Origin of the sequence: Hymenobacter crusticola (assembly GCF_002154225.1) — a bacterium.
Taxonomy (GTDB): Bacteria; Bacteroidota; Bacteroidia; order Cytophagales; family Hymenobacteraceae; genus Hymenobacter; species Hymenobacter crusticola.
This window is the reverse complement of the sequence record NZ_MTSE01000015.1, coordinates 1-16,862: the sequence shown is the minus strand read 5'-3', so window position 1 is coordinate 16,862 and position 16,862 is coordinate 1. Positions and strand designations below refer to the sequence as shown.

Here is a 16,862-nt window from a genome sequence, read left to right as displayed (position 1 = left end):
GCAAATTGCTAACCAACCATTTGGGCTACTACTCTTCTCAGCACCTGTGTCACTCCGCTACCTTCGCCACGCCGAAATCAACCTAGCTGCTTGGGACGCTTGCGTAGCCGCCTCCCAAGCAGCTGTGCCTTACGCGTATTCGTGGTGGCTAGGGGCAACCGCTAAGCAATGGGATGCTGTGGTGGAGCTACATGCCGAAACCGATGCATATACCTCGGTGCTACCACTTCCTTGCAAATGGCGGCCTTGGGGCCGGCAAGTGTACCAGCCAGCTTTCACGCAGCAACTAGGTTTGCTCACTACCAAAGAAAGTCAGCACCGAGTTATAGCAGATTATTTAGCAATGACGGCTGGCCGCTTTTCGCGTTTTTATACGCAAGCAAACGTAAATAACCTGGTGCCTCCATTGCCCGCTGACTTCACTTTTACGGAGCGCCGCACGTATCTGCTAGACCTAGCCACTGATTACGCCACCTTACAGGCCCGTTATAGTGCCGATTACCGACGACGGTTGCGCCGCAATTTAGAGCAAGTTCGACCGTTAATAGTAACAGAAGCAGTAGCAGCGAAGGAGCTGATCCAACTGTTTCGTCGGCATAAGGGAGGGGAGGTAGCAGGATTGAAGGCCTGGCATTATGAGCAGCTAAATGCCTTAATGAAGGCCTTACAAGCTCGGCAGCTAGCTAGAATTGTGGAGGTTCGCCAGCCTGACACCGATAACTTACTTGCTGGTGCGCTGTTCGTACAGCATCAGGCTGGCCTGATTTACTTGTTTGCGGCCGCCTCGCCGGCAGGCAAACAAGCCGGGGCGCCCTTGTTGTTGCTCGATCATATGATCCGCCAGCACGCGGGTACTCCTGGGTTGGTTCTCGATTTTGAGGGAGGGATAATACCGTCAATTGCTCGTTTTTTTGCCAACTTCGGGGCAACACCCGCCTCATACGCGGCTCTATCTTACTCTACCCGTCAACCTTGGTACTTGCTATGGAAACCATAACACCCGCCTCCGATACTTCTCTGCCTGAACGTGTGCACGTTGTGTGCGCCGAGCCCTCGATAGCAAATCATTTCTTGGCAGAGCTACGCGACGTGGATGTGCAGCGCGACAGTTTGCGGTTTCGGCGCAACTTGCAACGGCTCGGGGAAATTATAGCGTACCGGATCAGTTCGCAGCTGAGCTATACCACTAAAACGGTGCAGACGCCCCTTGGGCAATCGGATGGGGAGCTGCTACGCGACTTTCCCGTGCTAGCCACCGTGTTGCGGGCAGGATTACCGTTTCATCAAGGCTTCCTCAACTATTTCGATCAATCGCCTAGTGCATTTGCAGCAGCATACCGCATTGAGGGCACAGCCCAAGTGCAAGTGCAGCTTGATTACCTAACGGCACCAAATTTGGACGAGCGGGTGTTGATCCTAGCCGATCCGATGCTCGCTTCTGGCAAATCATTGGTACAAACATACCGGGCGATGGTGCGCTTCGGCCAGCCTCGGCAGGTACACATTGCCGCCGTCATTGCTAGCCCAGAAGGGGTGGAGTACGTTACGCGTGAAATTCCGGAAGCTACGCTCTGGGTTGCGGCTGTTGACGATGGCCTCAACGAGCAAGCTTATATCGTACCCGGCTTAGGTGATGCTGGTGATTTATCGTACGGCAGTAAATTGTAATGAACACGTAATGTTTCAATCCTAAGCACTTGTCTTGTAACTTGTTATTTTCATTAATCGATTAAGGATAACCTGACCTCTTTTCCGCAAATACACCTGTTTCGTGATACCGTACGCAGTTAAATATCTTTCCGTTTTCCTGCTGAGCATGCTCAAATTCCTGGGCGGCCCGGTAGCAGGTGCAGCCGCTGGTCTGCCTCCTAGCCTTATCTGGGGGCTTACGGTGGCGGGGATGATGACTAGTGTCGTGGTAGTGTCAGGGCTAGGTCGGGCGTGGGCGCTGCATCAGCGGCAACGGCGGCAATTGCGTGGCAAACCGTTATTCAGCAAAAGGAGCCGAGGAATTGTGCGTATTTTCCGACGCTTCGGAATGCCAGGTATTGCTTTCCTAACGCCCATCTTGTTCAGTCCCATTGGCGGCACAGTCATCGCTACGCAGCTACATGTGCCCAGGACCAGAATTTTGTTTCATATGCTTTGGAGCGCCGCCTTCTGGGCCGCTGCTCTTACCATGCTAGCTTGCCGGTTTAGTCACCTGTCCATTTTTCATCATTAAACCAAAGAGCTCCTAATCACAGTGGGAGCTCTTTGGTTTAATGATGAATTGATTAGAAGAGAAAGGGCTAGGCTTGGAAATACCTACTAATAGGTATTTCCAAGCCTAGCCCTTTCTCTTAGTTTTAGCAAAATAAAAGTGCGATTAATTCTACTGTCTCTGTTTTCTCTGCCTTTTACTCTCCGCTACCTGTTGCATATGAAAAAAGACTTACTTCTCAGCCTACAGTACCGTCGGGCCATGTTAATCTGGCTAATCACCGCTAACACCCCCGCAATTGCGTAAATAACGCGCGGTACAAACCACCCCTAGCAAAGGCAGGCTAAGCTTACTTTCGGCGCGAGCCACGTAGCTTCGCAATGGCCTTTGCTGCGGGCGACTGGCTTTTGCCTGGCGAGGGTCGCTTCTTATTCCCTTTTTGACTACGATTAGGCCCTTCTACATACGGAAGGCCGGTGCGCTTGTCAATTGTTTTCTGCAAAGGGGCTTTCTTCTCGTGAAAAGCTCCTTTGAAGTCTGGGTCTTCGCGCCGCCGCCGCTCGTCCATTTCTCGATCCATGCTTTGCTGCTCCTCAAACGTAGTTGGCATCACCTTCACTTCGGGAGGAAGAGGCAGTTCCGGTATTTCTTGGTGAATCAGCTCCGCAATGCGTTCCATGTGGTGCATCTCGGCCTCATTAGCAAAGGTGATGGCTGCCCCCGTGTGCGCTGCCCGGCCTGTACGTCCGATGCGGTGCACGTAGTCATCGTACACGAGCGGCACGTCGAAGTTGATGACATGGCTTACCTGGGGCACGTCGATGCCGCGGGCTGCTACGTCAGTAGATACTAAGAAGCGTAACTCCCCATTGCGGAATGCTTCCATGGCATTGATGCGAGCATTCTGGCCTTTGTTACCATGGATGGCCCTAGCTTCACCGACTACTTTTCGCGCTAGAAAGTTGTTGATGTTGTCGGCGTGCTCCTTCGTACGGCAGAAAATCATGACGCGCTGAAACGTGTCCCAGTCGAGCAGCAGGTAGTCGAGTAAGTTGATTTTGGTGAGAAAGTTCGGCACACGATACAGCGTCTGGCTCACCGTCTGCGCAGAAGTGGCTGACGGCGTCACTTCCACCCGTACCGGAAATTCTAGGAACTCCTCACTTAAAACAGCCACCTTATCGGGCATGGTAGCCGAGAACAGTACGTTCTGGCGCTTGCGCGGAATTACCTCCAGAATGCGGCGAATTTGGGGCATAAAGCCCATGTCCATCATCTTATCGGCCTCATCGAGTACCAGCGTCTTGAGCTCCTTGAAGACCAAATCGCCTTGCGAGTAAAGCTCTAACAGGCGGCCGGGCGTAGCTATGAGGATGTCAACGCCCTGCGCGATGGTTTCGATCTGCGTCTTAGGACCTAGGCCTCCGTAAATAGCGAAGATGCGCAGATCAGTGTACGTGGCTAGGCGCTTCAGGTGCGTTTCGAGCTGCATAGCTAGCTCTCGGGTTGGCGCCAGCACCAGCGCACGAGGATGAACGCCTTGCGCATATTTCACTTTCATGAGCAGCGGGAGGCCAAAGGCGGCCGTTTTGCCCGTGCCGGTTTGCGCAATACCTAGCACATCATGCCCGGACAACAGCAACGGAATCGTCTGCTCCTGCACGGGGGTGGGATGCTCAAAGCCGGCTTCGGCTACAGCAGTTAACAGCTGCTTATTGAGCTTAAAATCGGCGAAGGAAAGAGGAGCAGAGGATTCTGACATAATGAAGTAACTTGAAAACGAGCCGTAAAGGTACGGCGAAGCGACGGAAGGCAGTAGGAACACGGCTAGGTATGTTCTCGTTCGCCCTTTAACTGCTAAGTTTAGCGGCTATTGTACAGTGGCGCTGTCTGTTAGGAGCACCGTTGCGTAGCCAACCTAGGTCATAAGCTAGGTTCTAGCAGTGAGGTTCATAAAAAATAATCCGCAGTTCTATTGCATAAATCCGACCATCCGCTACTTTTGTGGCTCTATTACCTACATGGTGGTCATAGCTCAGTTGGTTAGAGCATCGGATTGTGATTCCGAAGGTCGTGGGTTCGAGCCCCATTGTCCACCCTCATTAGAAGACGAAAAATCCCCGGAAATTCTTTTCCGGGGATTTTTTTTATGATTGTGCCGTTGTGCACAGCAGAAATCATTGCATGCATCACTTTTTACTTCTCCCTCTATGAGTTTAGTAGTTATCGGTACCGTTGCGTTCGACGCGTTAGAAACGCCATTCGGCAAAACCGACAAAATCATTGGTGGGGCAGCTACTTATGCTACCCTTTCCGCTTCTTACTCAGTGAAGCCCGTGAAAATGGTAGCCGTAGTCGGCGACGACTTCCCGCAATCTGACATTCTGTTGTTGGAAGAGCATGGTGTCGATACCCAAGGCTTGCAGATTAAACAAGGGGAGAAATCGTTTTTTTGGTCGGGTAAGTACTCTAATGATCTAAACTTGCGCGAAACGCTCCAAACTGAGCTAAACGTACTGGCTGACTTCGACCCTGTTCTGCCTGATTCTTACCAGGATTGTAAGTACTTGATGCTCGGCAACCTGACTCCTCAAATCCAGCGTCTTGTGATTCAGCGCCTCGTCAACCGGCCCAAGCTGATTGTGATGGACACCATGAACTTCTGGATGGACGTAGCAATGGAAGAGCTACTGACGACCATTGAAATGGTGGACGTGCTCAGCATCAACGATGAAGAAGCACGTCAGCTTTCCGGTGAATACTCACTAGTGAAAGCCGCTAAGAAAATCATGGCCCTAGGCCCAAAGTACCTGATTATTAAGAAGGGGGAGCATGGTGCGCTGCTGTTCTGCAAGAACAAAATCTTCTTTGCGCCTGCTCTACCATTGGAAGAGGTATTTGACCCAACCGGTGCCGGTGACACATTTGCGGGCGGCTTTATCGGCTACCTAGCTGCCTCCGACGACATCAGCTTCGACAATATGAAGCGCGCGGTAATTCATGCTTCCGCCATGGCTTCTTTTTGCGTTGAAAAGTTTGGTACGGAGCGGTTGCTCAACCTCACCAAAGAAGAAATTGAAGCGCGCGAGGCTATGTTCTCAGAACTTGTGAAGGTAGTGCCGGCCACTACGGCTGCTACTGTTTAGCTTAGAAAGAGTTACCAGGCAAAGACCTGGATTTAGTCGGGCGTTTTAGCAACCAAATGCGTTTAGGCTAGGTAAGAAGAGTATTCTACTTCTCACCTTAGCGCCGAATGTTATGGAAAAGCATAAGAACGATTCGCCGAGTAAATCGAATAAGAAAGAGAACAGCCCAATGGGCCCTGATGCTCTACAGCACAAGCCCGTTGACCCAGAAGCACATGGTAGCGGTAGTACCCAGCAGAACGTGAACCAGAACCATATCACGGAAACAGGGAATGAAACGAAGGGCAACACACCCGGTGGTAACTTCAACGAAGTTCGCCATAGCCGTGTGAATAAGCCACGTAACAATCCGAATCCTAGCCAGCAAAACGCAAAGTAGGCGTGCAACACCTCATAAAAAAGACCTTCTACGTTAGTGTAGAAGGTCTTTTTTATGAGGTATACCTAGCTCAAACCTAGGGTATGACTTTCATGCGCACCACGCGGGTATCTACGTCGTCTTTGTCAAAGAAGTCTTGTTGAAAGAGGATGGAGTGGTTGTCAAGCCAACGAGGTTCTTGCACACCCCATTCAGTTTCTCGCTCCCAAAGCAAGCGGGGTGTGCCTTCCGCCGACCATACTTGCAAGCCGTTAGGCTCATAGTGCGCTAGCACGTCAGAGTTGCCACACACAAAGTGCCGGCCATTGGGTGATATAGCAGGTGGCCCCCAAATAGGCGTGCGACGGCCAGTCCGTTGATCAATCAGCACATAATAGCCGCCCTCATACAAGTGCACTGACAAAAGCCACTGGCCGATTTTTGGGAGTGAAGCAATGTACTCGTAGGCGATGTTGGTATCGTAATCTTCTGCCGGGTTATCCATGAGCCGCAGAGGTGGATGAGCCGTTGGGTGTAGCCACAACGTACGCCCCGCCCGTTTCACCGTTGGTCCGGCGTTGCGTAAGCGTTGGCGCTCTTCTTTTTGCGGATCTATGTCTAGCTCGCTGCCTTCGCCCTCCTCAGTATTGCCGGTACGCATCCACTCAGGGCTAGGTAGGGCATCGTAGGCACTACGCGCCGCCGGATAAATGGCGAGCACATGCGTGCGGTGCACCGCCAACGTGTCGAGGTGTGCTAGGCTGTAAATGCGGGGAGGCTTGGGTGGCGGTAGTAGCGTCACTGGTGGCATAACATTCACGACCGGACGCGGGCGCTCTGCTAGCGGCATGCGGAAGGTGCAGGCTGCTAGGGTTGTTGGCAAAGCCACTACCAATAATAAACGAGGCCGGAGCATTGGAACGCTACCCACTAACAATACACAAAACTAAAACGCCTGCTTAAGCCATTGCTGAAAGCTAGCTTGCTGCTCGGGCGTAGCATCAGGCAATTTTTCGACCGTTATTTTTTGCCAGAAGCGTTGTTCTGCCGAAGCAACCAGCGTGACAGTTACCAAGCGGCTTTGCCGGAAGATGCTTACTTCGTATTGCTGGGCACCATCTGCAAACAAGCTTTGCAAATTCATGGTGACTCGACGCCCGTTCACGGCAATAATTTCGTCGTCAACCGTCAGGACCGCTGCGGCTGGTGAGCTAGGCAGAATCGCCGTTACTTCTGTCCGCTCGCTCTTTACCGCTGTTCGGAACCCAAATAGCCCTTCCGAAACAGAAGCATTTTCGCGGATACGTAATTGGCATCCGACAAAGGTAAGCACTCTGTTAAGGGGATCTTCCAACGGTGCAGTTCCATACACAAATTGGTCGAAGTAGCGCTGCATCGATTGGCCCGCCACTTCCGATACAATGCGGATGTAATCTTGTTCCGTGTAGCCGCTTCCAACTCTTCCAAATTCCTCCCATAGCCGCCGCATCACATCGTCGAGGCTACGCTGATGGTGGGAGAGCCGTCGGATAGTAAGATCGAGTAGCAGGGCTACTAAGGCTCCTTTATGATACACCGATACTTTACGGTCGGGCACGCCAGCCTTGTAGCCGTCAAGCCACAAGTCCATGGAAGCATCTGCTAACGAAAGATTAAAGCGACCGTAATCGTCGTAGTGCTTGCGCAGCACCGTATTTAACTCTTCAAAATATTGCTCGGCCGTGCGCACACCACTACGCGCTAGCAGGTACTCGCCATAGTAAGTCGTGACGCCCTCAGCGATATAGCAGGTGCGGAAATAGTTTTCTCGGGTGTAATCGTACGGCAGCATCTCAGCCGGCCGAATGCTTTTGATATTCCACGTATGGAACAGCTCGTGGCAACTCACGCCTAAGAACTCCTTGTACAAACCTTCCGTCATCAGAAGCTCGCCCGGACCTAGGGTAATCACTGTGGAATTAGTGTGTTCTACGCCGTGATAATGCTTATAAGGTAATATCTGATTTAAAAAGTGATAATCTGCAACAGGAAAGCCACCAAAAAGAGAGACTTGCTCGGTAGAGAAAGCTGTGAAGTCGCGCACAACACGGCCCCAATCGGGTGCACATTCGCCTTGCATCCAGACATAGAAGGGAATACCTTCCACTTGGTATTCACGGTGTTGAATGCTCGCGCTAGCAATAAGCGGGCATTCAACTAATTCATCGAAGTTCTTAGCTTGTAGCGCGTTTGGGCCACTCTGGGGCATGCCGCAGGCGATTTGCCAGCCGTCCGGCAAAGCTAAGGTAAGTTGGCAAGTTTCGTCCCGGCGTCCTTCGATGTACATGAAGCACTGGACTCCGTTAAGATAAAGCTGCGATTCATCGAGCCACGAACCCCCTGCATCCATTTGATGCGCATAAAAGTTGTAGCGCACGCGCAAGGTTCGGCCCGCAGCGTTAGCTACTTGCCAACGGTCCTTGGTAGTTTTCTCAAAAGCTAGATTCTCGCCTGAAGCAGCATCTTCAATGACTACACGCTGAATTTTTTGCGCAAAATTCTGCAACTCATACCGGCCCGGACGCCAGGCTGGTAACTGTAACTCCACAGCCTCCTGAGTGGCGGCAGAAACCTCAAAAGTCATCTGCACCTGCACGTAGAAAGTAAGCGGATTGTCAAACGAAACGTAGTAGTGGATCATAGAGCGCCAAAAGCGGGAGCACAAAACGAGAAGGTAAAGCTAGGGCATCCTAGCAAAAGGTAGCCCAACAATAAATCTTGTTTCTTCTACGTAAATTGTCGGTTTTTAGCTTAGCTGTTGAGGATCAAATTGCTACTATTAACCGGGTAGCAAAAACAAAAGCTAGGGTAAGCTTTGGCATTTACAGATCAACCGCTTACCTTTGCCGGCCATCCCCGAATAGCACTATACGACGACGATGAAAAGAACATTTCAACCCTCGCAGCGCAAGCGCCGCAACAAGCACGGCTTCCGCTCACGCATGGAAACCGCTAACGGCCGCAACGTGCTGGCCCGTCGCCGCGCCAAAGGCCGCAAGCGCCTGACGGTATCCGACGAAGGACGTCATAAGCGCTAAACCGCTGACGATTCCCACTGTGTCGCCCCAGTCTGCTGTAGCGCCGGGCGCGCGTTCGTACTCCTTCCCGAAAGAAGAACATTTGTGTCGTAAAAAGCTCATTCAAGAGCTTTTCGGCCAAGGTTCTTCTTTTGGTTTATACCCTTTGCGCTTTATTTGGCGGCTCACGGAAGTGCCCACGGCGAACCCACCCCAAGTACTGATTAGCGTATCGAAGCGCACTTTCAAACGAGCCGTCGACCGCAACCGGCTCAAGCGCCTCGTGCGTGAGGCCTACCGGCTTAATAAGCATGTATTATTGGAAGCGCCCGGTGGCCATTCCGTTGCTTTATTGGGACTTATTTATACCGGGAAGGAAGAAAAGCCTTTTGCGGTGGTAGAAAAAAAATTAACTTCAGGGCTGGAGCGTTTGCTGAACGAGACACGTCCCGCACCGGCGGCGGCTGAGGTCTCGTAAGTTGCGCGTTATCTGCTTCCCGCCTTTTCTATGCGTAAAAAAATTATTGCGAGCCTTGTTGTGGGCGGCGCACTACTGGTAGCCTTCCGGCCCGCTGATAACGAGCGTTACTTCGAAATAGCTAAGAATCTCGACATCTTCGCCACCTTATTCAAAGAGGTGAATACCTACTATGTGGACGAGATAACGCCCTCTAAGATGGTGAAAACGGGCATTGACGCGATGCTTAAGTCGCTGGACCCGTATACTAACTATATTCCTGAGGACGATATTGAAGACTTCCGCACGATGACCACCGGACAATACGGGGGCATTGGGGCACAAGTAGTGAAGCGTAGTGGCCGAACTATTGTGCAGTCAGCTTATGAAGGCTACCCTGCCCAAAAGGCAGGTTTGCTACCCGGCGACGAACTCTTGACTATTAATGGTGTCAGTACCGATAAGAAAAGTAACGGCGATATTAGTAAGCTTCTGAAAGGGCAAGCTAATTCGGTGGTAAAACTTGAAGTGACGCGTTACGGGCAAGACAAGCCCATTGAGATTAGTATTACGCGTGACAAAATTCAGGTGGACAACGTGCCGTACTACGGTATGGTAACGCCAGAAATTGGGTATTTTCAACTGTCCTCGTTTACGGTCGATGCCGGTAAGGAAGTTCGGATGGCAGTAGCCAAACTGAAGGAGCAAGGAGCCAAGAAAATCATCTTTGATATCCGAGATAACCCTGGTGGCTTGCTAAATGAGGCCGTGAATATCTCCAATGTCTTCGTTGATAAAGGGCTAGATGTGGTAAGTACTAAGGGCAAAGTGACGGAGTGGAATAAAACCTACAAGGCACTTGACACCCCACTCGATACCCACATCCCGGTGGCGATTATTACCAGCAATCGTTCGGCGTCTGCGTCCGAAATCGTGTCAGGCGTGTTGCAGGATTACGATAGGGCCGTGGTGGTAGGAGAGCGCACCTTCGGTAAGGGTTTAGTACAAGCTACTCGGCCATTGAGTTACAATTCGCAACTGAAGGTTACGACCGCCAAATACTACATTCCGAGTGGGCGTTGTATTCAGGAAATCGACTACGCACACCGCGCGGAAGATGGCACCCTGGGTAAAGTACCCGATTCATTGCGGACTGCCTTTAAAACCGCTAGCGGCCGTACCGTATACGATGGTGGTGGCGTGGCACCGGATGTAGCTGTGCAGGAACGCGAAATTGCGGACATTACCCGTGTGTTGCTCCAGAAGAACTACATCTTCGATTATGCTACGCGCTACCGCTCCGAACACACGACTATTTTATCGGCCCGTGAGTTCGTGCTTTCAGATGCCGATTACCAGAAGTTCACGCAGTTCTTGGCTACAAAAGACATCAATTACTCTACAGACGCGGAGAAATCTTTAGCCGACCTTACCAAGAAAGTGAAGGACGAGAAGCACTACGATGACGTGAAAACGGAGCTAGAAGCTATTCGGCGTAAAGTTTCCACGAATAAGAGCAATGACTTGACGCGGTTCAAACCCGAAATTCGAGAGCTATTGGAGCAGGAAATCGTTTCGCGCTATTACTTCCAAAAAGGCCAGGTAGAAGCTAGCTTCGATGATGATCCTAACATTCTGGCTGCTATGCAAGTGCTGAACGATTCACCTAGATATGCCGCTTTATTGAAGCCTGGTACACCAGAAGCCAAGACTCGACCGGAGGCAAAGCGGAGCACGGCAGGAGGGAAGTAAGCCTAATTATTGGTTGAAGAAAGCAGACTCGTAACTGGGTCTGCTTTTTCTTTAGCTCTTGCACGAAGATTAAATAATCAAAGCTTAACCAGAGTCCTACTTGCCAAGTAACGGTGAATAGAGGAACTGTACCTTTGTGCTATGCTCATTCTTTCCCTCGAAACGTCCTCGCCTATTTGTTCTGTGGCTTTGCACCAAGATGGTGTTTTGCTAGGTCAATCAGAGTTGCGACTAGAGAAGTCGCACTCGTCGCACCTGAGTGTATTGTTAGAACAACTGTTGGACAATACAGGCTACACGATGCATGACTTAGGTGCCGTGGCTTTGTCTGATGGCCCTGGCTCTTATACTGGCCTACGCATTGGCGCGGCGGCGGCCAAAGGGCTATGCTATGCATTGGATATTCCGCTGATAGCAATTAGTACATTACAAGCGTTAGCGCATCAAGTTGCTATTTATATAGGTAAGCCTAAAAGTGTATTGTATTGCCCTATGCTAGATGCCCGACGAATGGAAGTGTATGCGGCAGTATACACGCACAATGGGCAAGAAGTGGTAGCGCCTACCCCGTTGGTACTAGAAGCAGATACAATGGCCGAACAAATGGCCCACCATCGATTGTTATTCTTTGGAAACGGCGCACCCAAATTTCAGCCACTTGTGGCCGAGCACCCAAATGCTGATTTTCTGACGAATATTGAACCGTCGGCAATAGCTGTTGGGGAGCTAGCCCAGCAAGCTTACCTGCGGCAAGAATTCCGCGATGTAGCTTATTATGAGCCGTTTTACCTAAAGGAAGTTTACACGACTACGCCAAAAAATAGAGCTTAAAAGGCAAAACTGAGAATCTAGCTACCTTTTGAGCGCTCAAAACGCCATGGAAGAAATCATCAACCGCGTTGCGCAAAGCGCCCTAACGACGCTAAACCTAGAAGAGCTACTGCATCCTGGAGAAAGAGTCGTATATGATATCAAAGACAACCTGTTTCAAGGACTGATTCTACGGGAGAAGGATTTTCGGGAGTTTGTCAAGACGCATGATTGGACACAGTACGCTGACAAGAATGTAGCTATTATATGCTCCGCTGATGCCATTGTGCCGACTTGGGCGTATATGCTGTTGGCAACAAAGCTGCAAAATTACGCGCATCGTTATGTGTTTGGTAACCTAGAAGCTTTGGAGCAAGAGTTGTTTCAAGAAGCTATTGCGGCCATCGATGTCGAAGATTACCGAGATGCTAAAGTAGTAGTAAAAGGTTGTGGCAACGTGCCCGTACCTACTTACGCTTATGTAGCTATCATGCAAAAGATTCTGCCTGTAGCAAGCAGTATCATGTACGGGGAGCCCTGCAGCACAGTGCCACTCTATAAGCGGCCGAAAGCGTAAGGTTTCTTTTCAAAACCTACTTGTTGTCACCTGGCGGCTAGCTCAAGATCTAGACTAAGTAAGTGTCCTAGATGTAGCGTTAGTCCCTAGGTGACAATTTTGTTTGTAGGTTCCTGCTCAAGAAAGGCTCTTCGAGTCGAGCATCCTCGAGGTTTCTTTACTCACCATGACTCAATTGGCCACACCTGTTTATCGTATCGGTTTGTACACTGGCATTGCCATCGTTGTTGCCAACATGGTTGGGACGGGGGTATTCACCAGCCTGGGCTTTCAGGTGATAGGTATCCAGAGCGGCTTTGCGTTGTTGATGCTGTGGGCAGTTGGCGGACTGATTGCCCTGTGTGGTGCGTTGAGCTATGGGGAGCTAGCTGCTGCTTTGCCGCGCTCGGGTGGGGAATACCATTATCTGTCTTACATCTATCACCCGATAGTTGGCTTTTTATCGGGCTGGGTATCGGCAACGGTCGGTTTTGCGGCCCCCACCGCTTTGGCGGCTATTGCTCTGGGGAAGTATGCGGTTAGTGTGTGGCCCGGACTGAATGCGCAGGTGCTATCAATACTTGTAGTAGCAGCACTGACACTCATTCACGCAACAAATAGCCGAGCTGGTAGCCGTTTTCAAGTCGTTATCACCTTAGTGAAAGTTATCTTGCTCGTTGCGTTTATTGGGGCTGGCTTGGTGTGGGCTACGCCACAAAGCCTGACTTTCACTCCGCAGCGCGTTGATTGGCAGCAAATCATTAGTCCCGCTTTTGCCGTCTCACTAGTGTATGTGTCGTACGCGTACTCAGGCTGGAATGCCGCCGTTTATTTGGCAGGGGAAGTTGAGCAGCCTCAGCGTAACCTACCGCGCATATTAGTAAGTGGAACAGCTGTGGTCCTCCTGCTATACGTTGGGCTCAACTTTGTTTTTCTCTATGCTACACCTCTATCGAAGCTGGCTGGGCAAGTTGAAATAGGCTACCTCGCGGCCATCCAAATTTTTGGTTTCGCTGTTGGACGCTTAATGGGTGCCGTAATTGCCGTGCTGCTTATTTCCACCGTAAGTTCTATGGTGTTCGCAGGCCCTCGGATCGTGCAGGTGATGGGGGAAGACTTACCTGCTTTGCGAAGCCTAGCCGTCGTCAGCCGCCAAGGTATTCCGGTGCGGGCAATGCTGCTCCAAGCATTCCTCACCCTATTCTTTATTGTTACTTCTACCTTCGAGGACGTATTGCTCTATGCTGGGTTTGTGCTCAGCTTATTCACCTTCCTGACAGTGCTGGGGCTGTTCGTGCTGCGTTGGCGCCAGCCGCACCTCCCGCGGCCATACCGTACGTGGGCCTATCCCGTGCCGCCACTGCTTTTCCTAGCTCTGAGCGGTTGGACACTTGTATTCATTCTGCGGGATAAACCGCTAGAATCATTTCTAGGGTTGCTCACTGTGCTCCTAGGTGCAGGTATCTATAAGCTTGGTAGCAGACAAGTGAGCAAAGAATAACGAAGCAAGCGTGGAGGAGCCAACCACTTGCGTAGTGGTAGGCAGTATATTGCTAACCATTTAGGATATACTCTCTTTCATACTGCGTAATCTTTCATGCGTTTTTCTACAGTTTGGCTACTCTGCCTCGCACTGCTAGGTGGTGCTTGCTCTGAACAAGCACCTTCCCAAAAGTCAGCGGCTATTATCCGCCAGCCTGCGCCTTCTACAGTCGATTCGAGCGCCCGCCAAGAAGTAACACCTAAGGTTGACCAGGCTATAACGGAGGAACAAGATATAGCTGCATTTCTGGCGGGCATGCCAGTAAGCACTCAGAGTAGCCTACACCAGCTTACAACACGCCCTGCATGGCAAGCCTTTGCTGCTGACGCAGAAAAGAGTTGGCGCAATTACCACCAGACGCGTACTACCAAAATTCAACAATGGGCTGCGGCTAAATTAGATTCAGTGCATCGTGCTAGTGCTACTGTTTTCTATCCGTTTAGTGGTCCCGACTTATTAAACGTAATAACGCTGTTTCCTACTAGTCAAACTTACGTGCTAGTAGGGCTAGAGCCAGTCGGCACAATTCCCCCACCTAGCACGCTCGAAGATTCTACTTTGTTTCCGGCTGTTAAAGCCTCGTTGTGGTCGGTGCTAAACTTTAGCTTTTTCCGCACCAATGATATGGCAGTAAACCTTAAGTCAGTTGAGCTGGATGGTGCATTGCCACTCCTGATGCTTTTTGCTGCACGTACTGACCAGCAGGTACAATCGCTGCGTTATGTGCAGCTTAATGCCGATGGGCAGCTTCTTCCTGCCGATACTACCCTAATTCATAAACCAGGCCCTAAAGTTATTCCTGGCGTTGAGCTAAAGCTCACAGCCAAAAATGGCCAAGAAAAGACCGTATATTATTTCTCCGCAGACCTTAGCGATTGGAAGCTAGGTATCACTAAAGAAGCTATGCTACGGTACGTTCGCACCCTAGGTCCGCTAACGACTTACGTGAAGTCCGCGACTTACTTGATGCACAAGATCTATTTCTCAAAAGTCCGTAAGCTAATTTTGGAGAATAGCCGTTACATCTTGCAGGATGATTCGGGTATTGCCATGAAGTACTTCCCACCTAATAAATGGCAGTTTACTTACTATGGTACCTACCGCCATCCTATCAATCTCTTCAGCAAGTTCTATCAGCCGGAACTCACTGCTGCGTACCAAGATTCAACTCGCAAGCCACAACCCCTTCCTTTCGGTACCGGCTATAATTGGCGACAAAACGATTCTAATTTGCTCCTAGCACGTCGGCGCGACGCCCCAGCAAGCTAGCTAGGTAATTGCTTAAACGAGAGTGGCAGATGAGGATGCGTTGGTTATGCGTGATTACAGTTTCTCTAGGCTACGCTGTCGTTAATGGATCAACGCTCAAAAGGCAAGGGCAAGCTCCGATACCTAGCTCACAGGCGAAGGTTAAGAGAAACGAGAACAGAACAGATGAAAAATCACTGTTGCTGGATAGTCTGCTCCATTCTGATACGCAACTAGCTCTTGTTGTTCGTCAAGCTGCGCAGTATGAGTTACAAATCATCTACACGCAGATTGATCGTGACGAGAAAAACCAACCGCATTTTACACAGCACAATTTTCGGTTGGATGCGCGCCAATACTTCGATCCTGCTAGCTTAGTTAAGCTGCCCACAGCCGCATTGGCTTTAGAAAAGCTGAACAAGCTCCGTAACTATGGGGTTACTCGCCGTTGCGTTATGGCTACAGGAGTCGCTTATCGTTGCCAAACTCCAGTCGCGTATGTCGCTACTGCCGATTCCGACTACCAGCATAGCGTTGGGAACTATATAAAGCGTATGCTACTCGTTAGCGATAATAACGCTTACAACCGTCTCTACGAATTTCTCGGCCAGCGCCCACTCAATGAACGGTTGGATTCCTTGGGGTACTCAAAGGTCCGTATTGTGCGTCGTTTTGCTCCATGCGATACAGCTGCCAACCGCTATACCAACCCCATCACCTTCTACGACGCTAACGGTAGCATTCTCTATAAACAAAGCGCTAATCGAAATCCAAAGCCTTTCGATTTTCCATTAGGGCAGATCACGAAAGGCAAAGCTTATAGAGTAGGGAGTAAACTAATTCAACAGCCATACAATTTCACAACTGCCAACTACTTGCCCCTACAAGACATTACAGATATGCTGAAAGCTGTAATGTTCCCAGCTTCTATAGCTGAAGCTAACCGTTTCAACTTAACCAGTTCTGATTATCAGTTTCTGCAATACTACTTACACAGCACGCCACATAGCTCAGGTTTCGAGCCATATCATTCCAAAGCATATTTCGATGCCTATAAAAAATACCTGTACTATGGTCGACGCCAGCAAGCTATCAGCAAGCCAGACTTAAAGATTTATAACATAGTAGGCATGTCGCATGGTTACCTAGCCGATGTCGCGTATATCACAGATTCCACTCAGCATACCGAATTCATGCTTAGCTGTGTGCTATACGTAAATAAAGATGGGATAATTAACGACGGCTCATATGAATACACAACCGTAGGGCTACCCTTCCTAGAACGATTAGGAAAAGTAGTTTACGACTATGAGATAAATCGGCCGAAGGTTTATACAACCAGCCAACAGAATTAGCCATGGCTGGAAATTATTAGTGGAATAGCACGTAAAAGGCTATGTGTCTAGCTATGATCCTCATACAGAAGTTTTACTTCTATCTCTACGCATAAAAGAACAGCGTTAAACGAAAAGAATGAAGCTAGGGTTTGGAAATTATGATTCTGATCTACACTTTTGCACTCCCAAACCGGAACGCGGTACGGGAAGTAGCTTAGTTGAAGGGTCCGGTTTCTGCGAAGAAATAAAGTGTGGCTGGGGGTTGCAAAAGACAAACGCGCTGTCGTACCTTTGCCCTCCCGAAACGCGGGACCAGCGACTACACTGCCTTCGAGTAGTGACGAGCAAAAAAATTTTTACGACAGCATTTGCAAAAGACGATCACTTGGCTGTAGT

16 protein-coding genes and 1 tRNA gene are annotated in these 16,862 nt (G+C 50.1%); 14 read left to right on the top strand and 3 right to left on the bottom strand.

Annotated features, from left to right (window positions below; genetic code table 11):
* The first annotated feature begins 46 nt into the window (after positions 1-46).
* The 3 genes from BXP70_RS21125 (at position 47) to BXP70_RS21115 (ending at position 2,224) form a co-directional block, all read left to right on the top strand.
* Positions 47-997, top strand: a complete 951-nt coding sequence (locus BXP70_RS21125) for a GNAT family N-acetyltransferase (RefSeq protein ID WP_086596117.1) — start codon at positions 47-49, stop codon at positions 995-997.
* Entirely contained in the window at positions 985-1,668 is a 684-nt protein-coding gene (gene upp, locus BXP70_RS21120) for a uracil phosphoribosyltransferase (RefSeq protein WP_086596116.1), read from the top strand. Before BXP70_RS21125 ends, upp begins: the two co-directional genes overlap by 13 nt.
* A 148-nt stretch (positions 1,669-1,816) precedes the next feature.
* Positions 1,817-2,224, top strand: coding sequence for a hypothetical protein (locus BXP70_RS21115; RefSeq protein ID WP_143436609.1), 408 nt, complete (start codon positions 1,817-1,819; stop codon positions 2,222-2,224).
* A gap of 328 nt (positions 2,225-2,552) precedes the next feature.
* Here BXP70_RS21115 and BXP70_RS21110 read toward each other — a convergent pair whose 3' ends face one another.
* Positions 2,553-3,965 (bottom strand): DEAD/DEAH box helicase, encoded by a 1,413-nt coding sequence (locus BXP70_RS21110; protein WP_086596193.1) that lies wholly within the window; start codon positions 3,963-3,965, stop codon positions 2,553-2,555.
* A 262-nt stretch (positions 3,966-4,227) separates the two neighbouring features.
* Here BXP70_RS21110 and BXP70_RS21105 point away from each other — a divergent pair.
* The 3 genes from BXP70_RS21105 to BXP70_RS21095 all read left to right on the top strand — a co-directional run bounded on the left by BXP70_RS21105 (position 4,228) and on the right by BXP70_RS21095 (position 5,728).
* Positions 4,228-4,301: transfer RNA gene (locus BXP70_RS21105), tRNA-His, on the top strand.
* A 112-nt stretch (positions 4,302-4,413) separates the two neighbouring features.
* Positions 4,414-5,349: a PfkB family carbohydrate kinase gene (locus BXP70_RS21100; RefSeq protein ID WP_086596114.1), complete on the top strand. Its 936-nt coding sequence runs from the start codon at positions 4,414-4,416 to the stop codon at positions 5,347-5,349.
* Positions 5,350-5,461: 112 nt separating this feature from the next.
* Positions 5,462-5,728 (top strand): hypothetical protein, encoded by a 267-nt coding sequence (locus BXP70_RS21095; protein WP_086596113.1) that lies wholly within the window; start codon positions 5,462-5,464, stop codon positions 5,726-5,728.
* A 76-nt stretch (positions 5,729-5,804) separates the two neighbouring features.
* On the opposite strand, the gene BXP70_RS21090 is transcribed toward BXP70_RS21095, so the two are convergent.
* Both BXP70_RS21090 and BXP70_RS21085 read right to left on the bottom strand, forming a co-directional pair.
* Complete coding sequence (locus BXP70_RS21090) at positions 5,805-6,623, bottom strand: hypothetical protein (RefSeq protein ID WP_143436608.1); 819 nt, start codon at positions 6,621-6,623, stop codon at positions 5,805-5,807.
* Between the two features lie 30 nt (positions 6,624-6,653).
* Complete coding sequence (locus tag BXP70_RS21085; protein ID WP_086596111.1) at positions 6,654-8,387, bottom strand: M61 family metallopeptidase; 1,734 nt, start codon at positions 8,385-8,387, stop codon at positions 6,654-6,656.
* A gap of 238 nt (positions 8,388-8,625) precedes the next feature.
* On the opposite strand from BXP70_RS21085, the gene rpmH reads away from it, so the two are divergent.
* From rpmH to BXP70_RS21045, 8 genes are all read left to right on the top strand, one after another.
* Positions 8,626-8,784 (top strand): 50S ribosomal protein L34, encoded by a 159-nt coding sequence (rpmH, locus tag BXP70_RS21080; protein ID WP_086596110.1) that lies wholly within the window; start codon positions 8,626-8,628, stop codon positions 8,782-8,784.
* A gap of 19 nt (positions 8,785-8,803) precedes the next feature.
* Positions 8,804-9,241 carry a ribonuclease P protein component gene (rnpA, locus tag BXP70_RS21075; protein WP_086596109.1) on the top strand — a complete coding sequence of 146 codons (438 nt, stop codon included), beginning with the start codon at positions 8,804-8,806 and terminating at the stop codon, positions 9,239-9,241.
* Positions 9,242-9,271: 30 nt separating this feature from the next.
* Entirely contained in the window at positions 9,272-10,972 is a 1,701-nt protein-coding gene (locus BXP70_RS21070) for a S41 family peptidase (RefSeq protein ID WP_086596108.1), read from the top strand.
* Between the two features lie 141 nt (positions 10,973-11,113).
* Positions 11,114-11,803 (top strand): tRNA (adenosine(37)-N6)-threonylcarbamoyltransferase complex dimerization subunit type 1 TsaB, encoded by a 690-nt coding sequence (gene tsaB / locus BXP70_RS21065; RefSeq protein WP_086596107.1) that lies wholly within the window; start codon positions 11,114-11,116, stop codon positions 11,801-11,803.
* 46 nt (positions 11,804-11,849) lie between these two features.
* Complete coding sequence (locus BXP70_RS21060; RefSeq protein ID WP_086596106.1) at positions 11,850-12,359, top strand: DUF2480 family protein; 510 nt, start codon at positions 11,850-11,852, stop codon at positions 12,357-12,359.
* 166 nt (positions 12,360-12,525) lie between these two features.
* Positions 12,526-13,839: an APC family permease gene (locus tag BXP70_RS21055; protein ID WP_086596105.1), complete on the top strand. Its 1,314-nt coding sequence runs from the start codon at positions 12,526-12,528 to the stop codon at positions 13,837-13,839.
* Between the two features lie 96 nt (positions 13,840-13,935).
* Positions 13,936-15,150 (top strand): hypothetical protein, encoded by a 1,215-nt coding sequence (locus BXP70_RS21050; protein ID WP_143436607.1) that lies wholly within the window; start codon positions 13,936-13,938, stop codon positions 15,148-15,150.
* Positions 15,151-15,200: 50 nt separating this feature from the next.
* Complete coding sequence (locus BXP70_RS21045) at positions 15,201-16,484, top strand: serine hydrolase (protein WP_179197773.1); 1,284 nt, start codon at positions 15,201-15,203, stop codon at positions 16,482-16,484.
* Positions 16,485-16,862: the final 378 nt, after the last annotated feature.